Raw genomic sequence first — 15,122 nt, forward strand, 5'->3', positions numbered from 1 at the left:
TGCCAACGGCACCGTGAGAAGTGTGGCATTTAGAGCATGAGCGCGCCCGCCCAGCCGGCGATTAGAAGTGGGATATTGAAGTGAATAAAGGTAGGGATGACGGAGTCACGGATGTGATCGTGTTGGCCATCGGCGCCGAGGCCGGCGGTGGGGCCGAGGGTGGAATCGGAGGCGGGGGAGCCGGCATCGCCAAGCGCGCCTGCCGTGCCAATGAGCGCCACCGTGGCCGCGGGGCTAAAGCCGAGCGAGGCGCACAGGGGAACGTAGATAACGGAGATAATCGGCAGGGTGGAAAAGGATGAGCCGATGCCCATGGTGACCACTAGGCCGACCAAGAGCATGGCGCCTGCGGAGAGGAACTTATTGGTGCCAAAGAGGTTGGCGGTGGCATCGACAAGCGGGCCGACTTCCTCCGTCGCCGTCATGACTGAGGCAAAGCCCTGCGCGGTGATCATTATAAAGCCGATAAGGGCCATCATTTTCATGCCGTTGGTAAATACGTCATCGGCGTGCTTCCAATCCACCGCGCCGGAGATGAGCAAGATGCCCAGGCCGGTCAGGGCGCCGACGAGCAGGCCATCAGATTCGAAATCGAGCGCCTGCATGATGATTTGGACGGCAAAGGTGGCGATAATCGCCAGGATGGAAACCCAGATTTTATACCGCGAGGGCGTTTCCTGGTGCTCTTCGGCGGCAATGGGCCGGTCCTCGTACTCGCGTGGGGCGCGGTAGCTGAAAAAGATGGCGATGAGCAGGCCGGCGAGCATGCCCAGGGCCGGGATGGCCATGACCTGCATAATATTGATAGTGGAGGTATCCAGACCCGCCTCTTCAATATTGAAGAGCAAAATATCGTTCAAATAGATGGACCCGAAGCCCACCGGAATGAACATGTAGGTGGTGATAAGGCCGAAGGTCAGGCACGTGGTGATAAGGCGGCGATCCAGCTTGAGCTTATTCATCACCGCCAATAGCGGCGGGACAAGCAGCGGGATGAAGGCAATGTGGACGGGGATGAGGTTCTGGCTCATCACGGCCATGGCAATAAGGCCAAGAACGAGCATCCACTTGGTGGTGGCCGCGGCCTTGGGATCTAATTCGCCGGTGCCGCCGAGCTTGGCGATGAGAAAGTTGGCCGAGATCTGCGGCAGCCCGGCGGAGGCAACACCCATCGCGAAGGCGCCCAAGAGGGCATAACTTAAGGCAATCTTGGCGCCGCCGCCGAGCCCGTCCTGGAAGGCAACCATGGTGGCATCGAGGCCCATGCCGGATAGGAGGCCGCCGACGATTGCACCGATGAAAAGCGCCACCACCACGTGCACGCGCAGGAGGGCAAGCGCGAGCATGACGATGACGGCGATGAGTACTGCGTTCATGCCCCGAAAGCGTACTGCATAGTATGGGTGAGCTCGTAATTAATCCGAGGGGTTGAGTGGTGGCTTTAGCCCAGGCGGCCGCGCCCCATGCGCAGCAGGGCAGAGGCGATGGTGGGGCCTTCCTCGCCAAGCTCCGCGCGGAACTCATTGAGGATGGCGATCTCGCGGGTGTGCACCAAGCGCGTGCCGCCGGAGCTCATGCGGGTGCGACCCACCGCGCGGGAGACCTCGGTGCGGCGCTTGACGGCATCCAAGATGATTTGGTCAAGGCGGTTGATTTCCTCGCGATACTGCTGGATTTCCGCATCAGATAGGGGATCATCCGTGCCGGTGGGCGTGCGGATATCCAAGCCATTGTCAACGATGGATTCATTATCTTCAGCGGTCATGGTCCCTTATTGTGCCACTTGGTCGGGTATTTAGAAAGCGCAGGGTATGCCGCAAATACGGGCCATGTCCGGTGGGGCTAGTAGGTTGGTAGGCATTATGACGAATAACTCTCCATTTAGCCCAACTTCTACCCCGCGCGAACCCGTATCCGGTGCTGCTTCCCGCGGCGGCTTCGCCCCTAGCCAGCCCGAGCCGCAGAACCCCTTTGGCAGCACGCCAAGGCCCGCGGAATCCGATCCTTTAACCCAAGGTTTGAATCCACAGCAATTAGAGGCGGTCACCCATACCGGCAGGCCCCTGCTGATTGTCGCCGGCGCGGGTTCTGGCAAGACCGCGGTACTTACCCGCCGCATCGCGTACCTCATGCGCCACCGCGGGGTAAACCCGTGGGAAAGCCTCGCCATTACCTTTACCAATAAGGCCGCCGCAGAGATGAAGGAGCGCGTGGGTTCCCTGGTCGGTCCGGTGGCCGAGCGCATGTGGGTATCCACCTTCCACTCCATCTGCGTGCGCATCCTGCGCCAGAACGCCCAGCTCGTGCCGGGGCTTAATACCAACTTCACCATTTATGATGGCGACGATGCCCGCAGGCTTCTATCCATGATTGCCAAGGACATGCAGCTGGATCTGAAGAAATACACCCCGCGCGTGCTGGCCAACCAGATCTCCAACCACAAAAACGAGCTCGTGGGCCCGGCCGAGGCAGCCGACAAGGCGCAGCAGACCAAGAACCCCTTTGAGACCACCGTGGCGGATGTCTACGCCGAGTACCAGCGCCGCCTGCGCGCGGCCAATGCGGTGGACTTTGATGACCTCATCGGGGAAGTAGTGCGCATTTTCACCGAGCACAAGCAGGTAGTGGAGTTTTATCGCCGGCGGTTTAAGCACGTGCTCATTGATGAGTACCAGGACACCAACCACGCCCAGTACGCGCTGGTAGCAGCGCTCGTGGGCAAGGGCGAGCTGGGTCCTGATGCCCCAGAGTTGTGCGTGGTGGGTGATTCCGATCAGTCCATTTATGCCTTCCGCGGCGCCACCATCCGCAATATCGAGGAATTCGAGCGCGACTACCCGCAGGCGCACACCATCTTATTGGAGCAGAACTATCGCTCCACGCAGACCATCTTGAACGCGGCTAATGCCGTGATTGCGAAAAACGAGAACCGCCGGGAGAAAAACCTGTGGACCGCGCACGGCGATGGCGAATCCATCGTGGGGTATGTGGCGGATAACGAACACGATGAAGCCCGTTTTATCGCCGCAGAGATCGACGCGCTGGCGGATAAGGGCCACAGCTATTCCGATATCGCCGTGATGTACCGGACCAATAATTCCTCCCGCGCGCTGGAGGATATCTTCATTCGCTCCGGCATTCCCTATAAGGTCGTGGGCGGGACGCGCTTTTACGAACGCCGCGAAATCCGCGATATGGTGGCCTACCTGCGCATTATGGATAACCCCGACGATACGGTGAGCCTGCGCCGCATCATCAATGTTCCCAAGCGCGCCATCGGCGATAAGGCCCAGGGCCAGATTGCCCTGCACGCGGAAAACCAGGGGATAAGCTTTGGCAAGGCGCTTGCCGATGTCCCCCGGGGCGACGTCCCCGGCCTTGGCACCCGCGCCGTCAATGCCGTTACCAAGTTCAACGACATGATGGAGGGCATCCGCGCACAAATCCCCGGCATGCGCGATGAGGTGACCGGCCAGCCCGATCTGGGCGAACTGCTCACCGCCATCCTGGATGCCACCGGATATAAGGCGGAGCTAGAAAAATCCAACGACCCGCAGGATGGCGCGCGCCTCGATAACCTCAATGAGCTGGTATCCGTGGCCCGCGAATTTACCTCGGAGGCCGCCAACCAGCTGGCCGCCGCCGGGGCGGATGCGGTCGATCCCAATGAGCTATTAGAAGAAGGCGAAGCCGCGCCGGGCTCGCTGCAGGCCTTTTTGGAAAAGGTCTCCCTGGTCGCAGATGCGGATCAGATCCCGGATTCTGAGACTGGGGTAGTGACCATGATGACCCTGCATACGGCCAAGGGCTTGGAGTTTCCCGTCGTCTTTGTCGCCGGCTGGGAGGACGGCCAATTCCCGCACATGCGCTCACTGGGTAACCCGAAGGAATTAAGCGAAGAACGCCGCCTGGCCTATGTGGGCATCACCCGCGCCCGTGAAAAGTTGTACCTCACGCGCGCCATCTTGCGCTCTGCGTGGGGCAATCCGGTGACCAATCCCGCCAGTCGCTTCCTCGCCGAGATCCCAGAGGATCTCATCGACTGGCGGCGAGAGGATTCCGATAGTGACCTCACCGGTTCCTGGGGAGCCGATGACTATCAATATGGCCGGAGCTATCGCCGCGGTTCTAGTGGCGCCTATTCCGGTGGTGGGGGTGCTGGGTTTGGCCAGCGCGCTACGTCTTCCCCTTCGCAACGCACTCGCCAGCCTGCAGCTAATTCCATGCCGAAGAATAAGAACCTCAACCTTGCTGTGGGAGACCGCGTCAACCACGCCAAGTACGGGCTCGGAACCGTAATTGAAACGGCCGGTTCCGGTGCCCGCGCCACGGTGACCGTGGACTTTGGTTCCTCCGGCAAGGTGCGGCTCATGCTCATCGGTGGTGTGCCGATGGAAAAGCTCTAGACCGAGATCCCGCGCTCGTTGAACCAGCCCACTGGGTCAACGGCCGCGCCGCCACCTGGGTGGATTTCGAAGTGTAAGTGTGGGCCGGTGGAGCGGCCCTCGTTGCCGATGTCCGCGATGTGGTCGCCCGCAGAAACGTGGTCGCCCACGTTCACGCGCAGCGAGCTGGCGGACATGTGGCCGTAGACAGAGATGCTGCCATCGACGTGCTGGATGCGAATCCAGTTGCCGAAGCCCTGTGCCGGACCGGAGTTAATGACCGTGCCGTCCATGACGGAGTAGATCGGGGTGCCGACTGGGTTAGCCACGTCGATGCCGTTGTGCATCGCGCCCCAGCGCATACCGAATCCGGAGGTCAACGTGCCGGAGGTGGGAAAGACCACCGTATTGCCGGCAGCATCGCGGCTGCGCTGAGGGGTCAGTCCAGAGCGGTCGCCCTCGGGAGCGAAGGCTTCCCGTAGACCAGGAACGGAGGAGGGGTCCAAGATGATGTTGATCCCGCCGGATTCGTTCGGGCTAAATTCCGGGACGTCTTTGCCGGTTAGTACACCGGCGGCGGCGTTTGCGAAGCCGACGGCGGCGTCGATAACGCCCGCGTTATCAACGTTGGTTGCTTGCGGCTCAGAGGAGCCATTGGAAACGTCCACGCTGGCCACTGGATCAGCAGCAAAAGCGGAGGTGCCGGTAGCAAAAACGGTGCCAAGCGTAACGATGCTTAGCGCTACATTCCTGCGTGCGCGGTTCATGCGCTTCATAGTTTAAGTCCTTTTCATGGCTGTGCATGGTCTCGAGGCGCGCAAACCTTAAAGGTTTGGCGTCTTTCAACTGCCCTCTGCGACACGCCGAGGAATGGAAATACCCCATTTAGCGTTCGCTTGTGGCAACGAGTTAAAAGTTAGCCTGCCCATAGAGGCCGCGCAATCTGTAAAAATGCTGGTAGAAAAGGCGTTAATTCGAAAAGTTTCGAACATGCCAGCTTGTTGCGCGTGTTACGAAAGTGGCCAAAGTTGCGGGTTTGAAGTACTGGTTTAAGCTCTGGGGGTGACTGCCGGGGGTGGGGAGAGGGGGGTTACTGGCACCAAGCTAGAAAACTGCCATCTACCTGCGACAAGGCTGGATGCTGGACTTAACTGGCAGTCGGTGGGGATATTTTGAGGGCTGCATTGGCGGCTCTTTTATGGCGGCGCGCGCCCGGTGATAATTCCCGGTACCGCGTGTATGTGCTCTCGTGCGGTTCAACGGCGCTCAGGGCGAATGGAGGGGCCCTAATCCCGCGATGTGGAGGCTTGGGTGGCTATGGGGACCCTAGGGGGCTCATATGGGCCCTGGAGGGCGGCTATGCGGCTTTCTAGCGCTCTTTGGACCGCAATCCGCCCTCTGGGCGGGGTAGAACTATCTCCATCGCGGAGATCGCCTCTGGCGGGCGAAGGTGGAGCTGTGGCTCCGCACGAGGGGGCTTGTCGTGGGGACTGCGGGCGAGTGGAGCTTATTGGGGTCTAGGCATAGCAAAAGCGCCGCAGAGGTTATCTGCGGCGCTTTAACAAGAAGGAAAGAAGGCTCTTAGAGCTGAATGCCTCGCTCGGCCAGCCATGCCTGTGGGTCAACGGCGTCACCGGAGTTCGGGTGCACCTCGAAGTGGAGGTGGGAACCGGTGGAGAAGCCCAGGGAACCCATGCCGGCGATCTTCTGGCCAGCGTGCACGTGCTCGCCCACGGCAACATCGAGGGTCTGCATGTGGCCGTAGACGGTCATGGTGCCGTCATCGTGGAGAATGCGGATCCACTGGCCGTAGCCGGAGGCCGGGCCGGAATCGATAACGGTGCCGTCCATGACGGAAAGGATGGGGGTGCCAACGGCGTTGGCGATGTCCACGCCGGAGTGGAAGGAGCCCCAGCGCGGGCCGAAGCCAGAGGTGAAGGCGCCTTCAGCGGGGCGAGCAATGGAAGGAGCGCGAGCGGCAAGGTCCTCGGCGGCGCGGTCAGCGGAAGCCTGGATGGACTTGCTCAGCTGGTCAACCAGATTGGTAACCGGCTTTGCCTCAGCCACGTTGAGGATCTGTGGTGCAGCATCAGAGGAGCCGGCTGGGGTGTTGTTGACCTCGGAAGTATCAGCGGCAAGCTTGTAGTCAACAGACTGCGTCGTGGTGGTGGAAGGTGCAGCGTTGTTGGATTCAACGTTAGCGGCAGCTGCGCCGCCTACGCCGGCGGTGGACACGGCACCGGCTGCAACGGTCATGACAGCGATACGGCCCTTGGTGGTCTGCGAGGTGACAATCTTGCGATGGCGGCCGGCGCCACGCTGAACTTTGCTTCGCATTAAATCTTCTTTCGTGTCTTTCACAATCTTCAAAAAGAGCGTTACACCGTCTCTGGGTTAGTTACGAGATTGTGACCTTCTTGTTACCAACGAGATGTAACAGTAGCGTCTCAAAAAGATAACAGCAAGCCAAAAATGAATTTTTTCTCGCGCCAGTCTGGAATAAGCCTACATGCAGGCACGTTATGGAAAGTTGTGGCGCATAGTGCGATATAAATCTCTTAAAACCAAGCCCCCGCGGTAACCCCGAAGCTGTAATGGTGCACTGTAACGTCCTGCCGTGGAAATGCAATGGCATGTAATTACTGTGACCAGTGGGGGATAAGAGTTAAAACTTTATTCCTTATATATATGTCTACAGTAGTTACTGAACAAGTCCACGGTGATTTTGGAGGTGCCTCGTCGCGCCACCCCGATACCGCGCGCAAAAGGTGGCAAAGTGGACGCCGATGAACAAAAACACCAGCCCCCAATCTCGGTCAACGCCCCGCCCGCGTAGCCAGGCGCGGGGCCGGACAGTGCAGACAGAGCGCGCCCCTCGTGCACCGCATGCCACCGCGACGCAGAAGCCGCATAATTCCGCAGAACGCGTCGCCCGCAAAGCTGGGTCGAAGGCGAAGGCCCGTCGCACGCCGGCCCCGCTGACGAAGGCGGGGCGCATCCGCCAATTATTCATGTCGGCGGCGCTGCCGAATATTATTGTCGTCCTTATTATTGTGGCGCTCGCATTCGGCGCGCTTTTGCTTTTTGGCTCGCCCCTTGCGTGGCTGCCCACCATCGTGGCGGAAGCGTGGATGGTCTTTAACCTCGCGCCGGTATCTGCGGCCGGGGTGGACCTGTCGTTCCTCCCCGCCTTGCCCGCCCTCATCCTCGCCACGGTGGTGGCGGTGCGCGTGCGCGCCGCGGTAAAACACAAAGTCAGCGTGAAGGATCTGGCTATTCTTGTCGCCTGCGTGATGGGCGTGCCGGTGGTACTGACCTGCATTGCCTGGGTGATGTTGTGGGATGCCGGCAAGGTTTTCGACGTATCCCCGCCGAACCTCGCTGCTGCGCTTGCTCGCGTCATCGTCGTGCACCTAGCGGCGATGGCAGCCGGCATGGGTACCCGCCTGTGGCGCGCCTTGGCCAAGCGCTATGGTGCCCCGCCGCTGCTTGTCGATGCCGCCCTTATCGCCCTGCGCTACCTCGCCTACCTCGCCATTGGCGCGACCGTGGTCTTCGTGCTCATCTTCATCGTGAACTTCTCGCGCCAGGGGGAGATGATGGATGAGTACCCTTCCATCTCTGGGCTGGGCGTTTTCACCCTCATCCTGTTGAGCCTGCTGTATATCCCCAACGCCATCGTCAGCACCGGGGCAGTGCTGGTGGGCTCGGAGTTTTCAGCAGGGGAGGCGCAGGTAAGCCTCTTTAGCACCCACCTTGTTCCGCTGCCGCCACTGCCCATTACCGGCGGCATCCCAGCGTCCTCACCCGGCTGGGCGGTCGTGTTCATGGTGGTTCCCCTCATCGCGGCGACGATGTCCTTGTATAAGAAGCGCCCGTCCTTCCAAAAGGTGCTCGCGGCCACGGTGGCTACCGCGGTCATCATGTTCTTCGCGTGCTATTTGGTCAGCGGCACGCTTGGCTACTACGGCCACACCGGACCACACCTGTGGACGGCTGCTGGCCTTGCCGCGCTATGGATCGCCGTCGTGGGCTTGGCCGTCGCGGCAGCCTTTGCGCTTATGAACTGGCGGGACGCCCGCGCAGTTGAAGCGGATTCTTCGGCGGCGGAGGCCTCTGAAGAGGATTCAGAAGACACTGCAGAGTCGGCAGAAGATACCGCTTCTGAGGACACCACTGACGCAGAACAATCTGACGCGGACAAGGCCGAGGCCGACGAGGCTGACGGCGACGATGCTGATGCCGATTTGGACGAGAGCGAAACGGACGAGGACGAATCAGAATCTGGCGACGGTGAGGACTCCGAGTCAGCAGCGAATGACGCGGACGACGCAGCCGACGACGATGACGCTGCCGCAGAATCCACGGACACCGCAGACACCGTCGACGAGGTCATCGAAGGGGAGGTCGTTGAAGACAGCGACGACGGCGATGACGCGGAGAGTACTGCGGGAGATGGTGGGGAAGAAGGGGCATCGGAAAGCAGCGAGCGCGAAGCGGCTGAAGACCCCGAGATCCTGGAAGGCGAGCTCGTGGAAGAGGACGCAAATGAGGGCAAGCCTGACGCGGCAGATTCTACTGAAAGCGGGAAGAGGGACTAGGCTATAGCGCGTGACTTCACCGATGCCACCACGCGCTACTGCAGCTACTGACCGCCTACGAGTTGTCGTGCTTGTCTCTGGGACGGGCTCGCTTTTGCAAGCCATCTTGGAAGCCCAGGATGAGCGATACCAAGTGGTGAAGGTGGTTGCGGATAAACCGTGTCGAGGTATTGAACGCGCCCGAGAACGCGGTATCGATACCGAGATCGTGGAAATGGGTGCGGACCGTGCCGAATGGAATACATGTCTGGCTGATGCAGTAGATGCTGCCCAGCCAGACATTGTTGTTTCTGCAGGCTTTATGAAGATTTTGGGGGAAGGCTTCCTCCGCCGCTTCGAAGGCCGCACCATCAATACCCACCCGGCGTTATTGCCTGCGTTTAAGGGCGCGCACGGGGTGCGCGATGCGTTGGAATACGGCGTGAAGGTCACAGGCTCTACCGTCCATTTCGTGGACGCGGGCGTGGATACCGGTTCCATCATTGCGCAGCGGCCGGTGGCCGTGCGGGCAGATGATGATGAGGCCAGCCTCCACGAACGCATTAAAAAGGTAGAGCGCGAACTCATCGTCGATGTGCTGCGCGCGGCGCAGCCCCGCGGCGAGGAACTTTTTATTCAACTCGCAGACTAAGACTTTTCGAAAGGCTTAATCCTCCTCATGAGCGAAGACCGCAAGCAGGTAAAGCGCGCACTCATTAGCGTGTACGACAAGACGGGGCTGGAGGATCTGGCCCGCGCACTTGATAAGGCAGGCGTAGAGATCGTCTCTACCGGCTCCACCGCCAAGAAGATTGCTGACCTGGGAATCGAGGTCACCCCGGTAGAAAAGCTCACCGGTTTCCCCGAGTGCCTGGAAGGCCGCGTCAAGACGCTCCACCCGCGCGTGCACGCCGGAATCCTGGCGGATACCCGCAAGGAAGACCACCTGGCGCAGCTCAACGAGCTTGAGGTAGAGCCCTTCCAGCTCGTCGTGGTGAACCTGTACCCCTTCCAGGAAACGGTCGCCTCCGGCGCGGACTTCGATGGATGCGTGGAGCAGATCGATATCGGTGGGCCTTCCATGGTGCGCGCGGCGGCCAAGAATCACCCGTCCGTTGCCGTGGTCGTAGATCCGGCGCGCTATGGCGAGGTAACCCAGGCCGTTGAAGAGGGTGGATTTAGCCTTGACCAGCGCCGTGGCCTCGCTCGCGATGCCTTCCTTCACACCGCTAACTATGATGCGGCGGTTTCCGCATGGTTCGTTGACCAGCTCAGCGATGGCGAGGAGACCACCTCGCTGCGCTACGGCGAGAATTCCCACCAGGCCGCCACCGTCACCCGGATTGGCACCAAGGGCCTGGCCAACGCCCAGCAGCTCAACGGTAAGGAGATGAGCTACAACAACTACCAGGACGCCGATGCTGCTTGGCGTGCGGCCTGGGATCACGAGCGCCCCTGCGTGGCGATTATCAAGCACACCAACCCGTGCGGCATCGCCGTATCGGATGAGTCCATCGCTGCGGCCCACCGCGCGGCGCATGCCTGTGACCCAATGTCCGCATTTGGCGGCGTCATCGCCGTTAACCGCGCGGTTAGCGAGGAGATGGCTGAGCAGGTCAAGGGCATTTTCACCGAGGTCATCGTCGCGCCCGCCTATGAGGATAAGGCGCTGGAGATCCTGCAGAGCAAGAAGAACCTGCGCGTGCTTTTGGCCGAGCCAGAAAAGCAGGGCGAGGAGCGCAAGTACATCTCCGGCGGCGTGCTGCGCCAAGAGCCGGATACCTACCAGGCAGAGGGCGATAAGCCCGAAAACTGGACCCTGGCAGCGGGCGAGGCCCTGAGCGACGAGGACTTGGCCCAGCTCGAATTCGCCTGGCGCACTGTGCGCGCGGTCAAGTCCAATGCGATTTTGCTGGCTAAGGACAACGCGACCGTGGGCGTGGGCATGGGCCAAGTCAACCGCGTGGATTCCGCCAAGCTTGCGGTCGAGCGCGCCAATACGCTTGCCGATGCCACCAACCGCACCCAAGGCTCCTTCGCCGCCTCCGATGCCTTTTTCCCCTTTGCCGATGGCTTGCAGGTGCTTCTCGATGCCGGCGTCAAAGCCGTTGTCCAGCCCGGCGGCTCCATCCGCGATGAAGAAGTTATCGAGGCAGCTAAGGCCGCTGGTGTTACGATGTATCTCACTGGAACGCGCCACTTCGCGCACTAGCGATAGCGCCTGAAACCTAAGGATCCTCGTTATGCCCGCACCCACCCGCACCGCGCCGAGGCGTACTGCACCGAAGCGCATGGCGCTCGGCGGCCTACTTGTGGCGGGGGCGCTGTGTCTTAGCGCGTGCGGGCAGGGCGAGCAGGAGACGGGATCCGAGCCGGGCATCGCCAAGCAGGAAACGTCGCGCCCCGCGGAGAGCGCGGCGGATACGAAGGATAGCCCTCGCGATGCCGCAGCGCAGGATGAGGCTGCGCCGGCTGATGCCCAATCCGATGCCGCGAACTCAGCCGGTGCCGACGGGGCGGCTGTGGTTGGTGACCTGCAGCGCGAACTCGACCGCATCGCCGCCAACTACGGGAATGTAGGCATCGCGGTATCGGATGGCACCACCACCATTGCCGCCGGGCGCACCGCGCCCGAAACCGCCTGGTCCACCTCCAAGGTTCCGGTGCTCATCGCGCCCCATCGCGCAGGGCTCATCGGCCCCGACGTGGTGACATCTGCGATTACCTATTCCAATAATGAGGCGGCGCAATCCGCCTGGGACGCACTCGGTGGCGGCGCACAAGCCGCCCAGGCCGCGCAACAAGTGCTTGCCGAGGCCGGCGATACCACCACCCAGGTACAAAGCCAGGTCACCCGCCCGGAATTTAGCGCCTTCGGGCAAACGCAGTGGAGCGTGGGCGACCAGGCCGCGTTCATGGCAAAGCTGCGCTGCGTCAACGGTGCCGAACCCATCCTCACCGCGATGTCTACGCCCGACCCCGCCCAAAGCTATGGCCTGCGTAACCTAGAGGGTGCCGCCCTCAAAGGCGGCTGGGGCCCAGATATCGCCGGCGGCTATGATGTGCGGCAGATGGGTCTTGCCACCATCGGCGGCCGCGAGGTGGCGGTAGCACTCATCGCCTCGGCCCCGGATGGTCAGTACGCCTCCGCCCAACCATTACTTTCGGGCATGGCGCTCGATCTCTCCAAGGCCGAAATAGCTTGGCCCACCCCAGCTTGTTAGCCCCACTTCCGGCTTATGAGAAAGGACTTTTCATGCCGCACTTTCATCTAACTCCACGTTTGCGTTGGGGGCTGCACCTCGGCGCGGTAGCGACCGCGGGCATCGTTTTAAGCGCCTGCAGCAGTAGCACGGATGGGGATCAGCCCGACTTTTCCGGCGATGGCGGCATGACCACCGTCGAAAGTACGACGGAGACTTCCACCGAAGAAACCTCTACGGCGACAAAGTCCCCGGAAACCCAAAAGAAAGAACCACCCGTGGTGACGGTGACCGAAACCGAACAGGAACAGGCGCAGCCACCGAAGAACAATAATGGCGGCGGAAATGAACTCATCGACGGCCTAGGTGAATACGGGTGGACCGATACCAATACCTACGCCAATTGCCACCGTTATGAACGCGTCGTCTTTGCCGGCAAAGGCCCTGACGGCAGGGCCATTATCTGTGAGAACCAGGGAAACGTCCTGACGTACCGCTCGACCATCTTTGGTGGCGAATTTACTGGGTCAATCATTGGCCAAGACGGCGGTAACTACTACGTGGACGCCTCGCCCTCGACCATCGTCGTAACCCCCAGCGGGATTAGCGTGCGCGAGGGCGGCGGCTTGGCTGCCACCGCGGACTTCACTCAATCCTGGCAACGCTAACCACTAGTAAGTGGTTAGCGACGCTACAAGGAAGTGGTTAACGTTAACCGCAAAGAAGCGGTTAACGATGCCACAAGGAATAGGTTAGCGAGACTTTTTCTTCTTGCGGTCTGCTGCAGCCGCCGCAGCCGCAGAGATCGAGTCATTGCGATTCTTTAGCAGCTCAAGTGTCATCGCCTCGGCGTCCTCGGGGACGGTGGCTCCGAGGACGGCAAGGGCGGCATCGGCAAGCATGGCGGCAGTCTCCGGAACCGACTGGGCCGCGGCATACGGGGGCGTGCCGTTATTGGGGCGCATCTCGATGACGGACAGCGCGATGTGGAAAGGCAACTCGATGCGCGGATCCGCATCGCCCACAATGGCGGCGGCGGTGGTGCGGAAGTGGCTCTGCAGCCGCTCGCGGGAGCTGTGGTACTCCGAAAACTCCGGCGAATTGGCCACCGGCAACTGGTACAACCGGCCGACATTCCAACCGCTGGTGAGCAAAAGGCGCGATTCCGCGGCGACTAGGGACCACAGGCGCTGCTCCGGCTCGGCATCGGAATCCACCAGCTCATCCGCGAGTTCTAGCGAGGGCTCGATGGTGGAATTAAGCAGCGCGAGGAAAATCTCCGTCTTGGAGGGAAAATGGTAGTACAGCGATGCCTGCCGGATGCCAACCGCATCCGCGATTTGGTGGGTCGAGGTAGTGGCAAAGCCCTGGGTGGTAAATAACTCTGAGGAGGCGTCCAAAATCTCTTCCCGGGCGCTATTGCCTCTGCGGCGGGGGCTATGTTTACGCGGCCTACCGACGTTTCCTGACATGCGGCGGACGCCTCCTTTCTCTCAGCAGAAAATGCTTTTACTCAACAACTCTACAGCCCTGCAGCCCGCCGGCGCGGACCGCATGCGTAGCCACAAAAACTTTGTGGCGATTCTAATTCGCGCCATCCGCGGTGCGTTGGGAGATGGACTCGAAGGTCGCAGACACCATGCGGCAGGCCGTGCCGTAGGCCGTGCGCTCCAGTGGTGGCAGGTCTTGCAGGACGGATTCACGGCCGTGCACATTGTCGTACCAGCGGCGCATTTCTACCGAATACCCAGTGCGCCACGCAAGGTCGAGGGTCTCTGCGTCCTCCGCGGTGAGCATCCCGCGCTCTTGGCCAATGGCGAGGCGATCGACCGTGGGACGCGGGCCCGGTGCCGCCCAGCGCGCAATGGCGGCGATGGGGGATAACAGCATGGACTTAATGTCCACGGCCGCGCTGCGATCGGGCAAACCCCCAACGCGCTGGAGCAGAGGCGGACGCTGGGACAACGCCTCCTCCAACAAAGCTTGTTCACCGCCGCGGCCTAAAGGCAGGCCGGCATCGACGCGCGCTGCCATGGAATCGGCCGCTTGATGTACCTCTAGCCCGACATCGCGAAAGACGGACTCCAAGTCGCTGTCTTCTCCCATCCACTCGATGGGCATGCTGGGTAGCTGATCCCCGCGCGCCGCCGCGCCGGTTAAGCGGATATCCGCATCCACGCCTGGTGCGCGCACGATATCTGTCAGCAGCCGCGAAAACCAGTTGGCTAATTCAATCTCATCGTCCTGGTGCGCTACCGCATTGCGCAAGACATCTTGTGCTTCCGCCAATAAGCCGCGAGCGGTTGCCCGAGACTGGCAATGGGGAGCAAGCTCCGAAAGATCGAGAAGGGATTGATGCAGGGCCATACAGTCACTGCCTTTCACTCATTGCAAAGCGGTGCGCATCTAAAAGTTGTGCGGCGCAGGATTGCTATAAATGTAACACTTATGCAATTGCGCAGTAGCGTTTGGGGGAGTGTGCAGCGGGTTCGTCGCGTCCGTGCCTATGGGCGTTCGCGGAGGAGCTTTGCGGCTGGTGTTGCCGTGGGAACTGGCGTTTGCGGCGTAGCGCCAAAGAATACCCCGAAAACGACTTTCGCCGCCTCACCTCGAAAGGTAGGCGGCGAAAGTTTATGGTTCTTTTACCGTGTCACACTTGCCAGCGGCAAAAGTGCGCTGTTGATACCCAGCTACTGTTTAGCGGGTGGTGAACGGCAGGAGAGCCATTTCGCGTGCGTTCTTGACTGCGGTAGCAACCTGACGCTGCTGCTGCGGGGTCAAGCCGGTGACGCGACGGGAACGGATCTTGTGGCGATCCGAGATGAATAGACGCAGAGTCTTGGTGTCCTTGTAGTCCACCTTCTCAATGCCCTCAGCCTTCAAAGGGTTCTTCTTCGGGCGACGGCTCTGCTCCATACGGAACTTCTTTTGGTTATTGCGCTTATTAGCCATTG

General features: G+C 60.8%; 13 protein-coding genes. 6 read left to right on the forward strand and 7 right to left on the reverse strand.

Going from position 1 to position 15,122, the window contains the following annotated elements:
- Positions 1-29 precede the first annotated feature (29 nt).
- Positions 30-1,376 carry a Na+/H+ antiporter family protein gene (locus CACC_RS03895; RefSeq protein WP_005279889.1) on the reverse strand — a complete coding sequence of 449 codons (1,347 nt, stop codon included), beginning with the start codon at positions 1,374-1,376 and terminating at the stop codon, positions 30-32.
- Between the two features lie 65 nt (positions 1,377-1,441).
- Positions 1,442-1,765, reverse strand: a complete 324-nt coding sequence (locus CACC_RS03900) for a chorismate mutase (RefSeq protein WP_005279891.1) — start codon at positions 1,763-1,765, stop codon at positions 1,442-1,444.
- Positions 1,766-1,862: 97 nt separating this feature from the next.
- On the opposite strand from CACC_RS03900, the gene pcrA reads away from it, so the two are divergent.
- Positions 1,863-4,406, forward strand: coding sequence for a DNA helicase PcrA (gene pcrA, locus CACC_RS03905; protein ID WP_035108598.1), 2,544 nt, complete (start codon positions 1,863-1,865; stop codon positions 4,404-4,406).
- Here the strand turns inward: pcrA and CACC_RS03910 are convergent.
- Together CACC_RS03910 and CACC_RS03915 are read right to left on the reverse strand one after the other, a co-directional pair.
- A complete protein-coding gene (locus CACC_RS03910) occupies positions 4,403-5,161 on the reverse strand; it encodes a M23 family metallopeptidase (protein WP_005279895.1) in 759 nt (252 codons plus the stop codon). The genes pcrA and CACC_RS03910 overlap by 4 nt on opposite strands.
- Positions 5,162-5,966: 805 nt before the next feature.
- Positions 5,967-6,722, reverse strand: a complete 756-nt coding sequence (locus CACC_RS03915; protein ID WP_035108599.1) for a M23 family metallopeptidase — start codon at positions 6,720-6,722, stop codon at positions 5,967-5,969.
- Between the two features lie 518 nt (positions 6,723-7,240).
- On the opposite strand from CACC_RS03915, the gene CACC_RS03920 reads away from it, so the two are divergent.
- The 5 genes from CACC_RS03920 to CACC_RS03940 are packed head-to-tail and all read left to right on the forward strand — an operon-like array spanning position 7,241 to position 12,836.
- On the forward strand, positions 7,241-8,986 hold the full coding sequence (locus CACC_RS03920) for a cell division protein PerM (protein WP_050755835.1): 1,746 nt from the start codon (positions 7,241-7,243) through the stop codon (positions 8,984-8,986).
- A gap of 22 nt (positions 8,987-9,008) precedes the next feature.
- Positions 9,009-9,617: a phosphoribosylglycinamide formyltransferase gene (purN, locus tag CACC_RS03925; RefSeq protein ID WP_198012733.1), complete on the forward strand. Its 609-nt coding sequence runs from the start codon at positions 9,009-9,011 to the stop codon at positions 9,615-9,617.
- A 27-nt stretch (positions 9,618-9,644) separates the two neighbouring features.
- On the forward strand, positions 9,645-11,177 hold the full coding sequence (purH, locus tag CACC_RS03930) for a bifunctional phosphoribosylaminoimidazolecarboxamide formyltransferase/IMP cyclohydrolase (protein ID WP_005279898.1): 1,533 nt from the start codon (positions 9,645-9,647) through the stop codon (positions 11,175-11,177).
- A 31-nt stretch (positions 11,178-11,208) separates the two neighbouring features.
- On the forward strand, positions 11,209-12,189 hold the full coding sequence (locus tag CACC_RS03935; protein ID WP_244262170.1) for a hypothetical protein: 981 nt from the start codon (positions 11,209-11,211) through the stop codon (positions 12,187-12,189).
- Between the two features lie 32 nt (positions 12,190-12,221).
- Complete coding sequence (locus tag CACC_RS03940; protein ID WP_244262171.1) at positions 12,222-12,836, forward strand: hypothetical protein; 615 nt, start codon at positions 12,222-12,224, stop codon at positions 12,834-12,836.
- Positions 12,837-12,920: 84 nt separating this feature from the next.
- On the opposite strand, the gene CACC_RS03945 is transcribed toward CACC_RS03940, so the two are convergent.
- From CACC_RS03945 to rpsR, 3 genes are all read right to left on the reverse strand, one after another.
- Positions 12,921-13,640, reverse strand: a complete 720-nt coding sequence (locus CACC_RS03945; RefSeq protein ID WP_005279901.1) for a TetR/AcrR family transcriptional regulator — start codon at positions 13,638-13,640, stop codon at positions 12,921-12,923.
- A 112-nt stretch (positions 13,641-13,752) separates the two neighbouring features.
- Positions 13,753-14,535 (reverse strand): putative nucleotidyltransferase substrate binding domain-containing protein, encoded by a 783-nt coding sequence (locus CACC_RS03950; protein ID WP_005279902.1) that lies wholly within the window; start codon positions 14,533-14,535, stop codon positions 13,753-13,755.
- Between the two features lie 330 nt (positions 14,536-14,865).
- Positions 14,866-15,120: a 30S ribosomal protein S18 gene (gene rpsR / locus CACC_RS03955; protein WP_005279904.1), complete on the reverse strand. Its 255-nt coding sequence runs from the start codon at positions 15,118-15,120 to the stop codon at positions 14,866-14,868.
- Positions 15,121-15,122: the final 2 nt, after the last annotated feature.

The sequence above is a fragment of the Corynebacterium accolens genome (genome assembly GCF_023520795.1).
Lineage (GTDB): Bacteria > Actinomycetota > Actinomycetes > Mycobacteriales > Mycobacteriaceae > Corynebacterium > Corynebacterium accolens.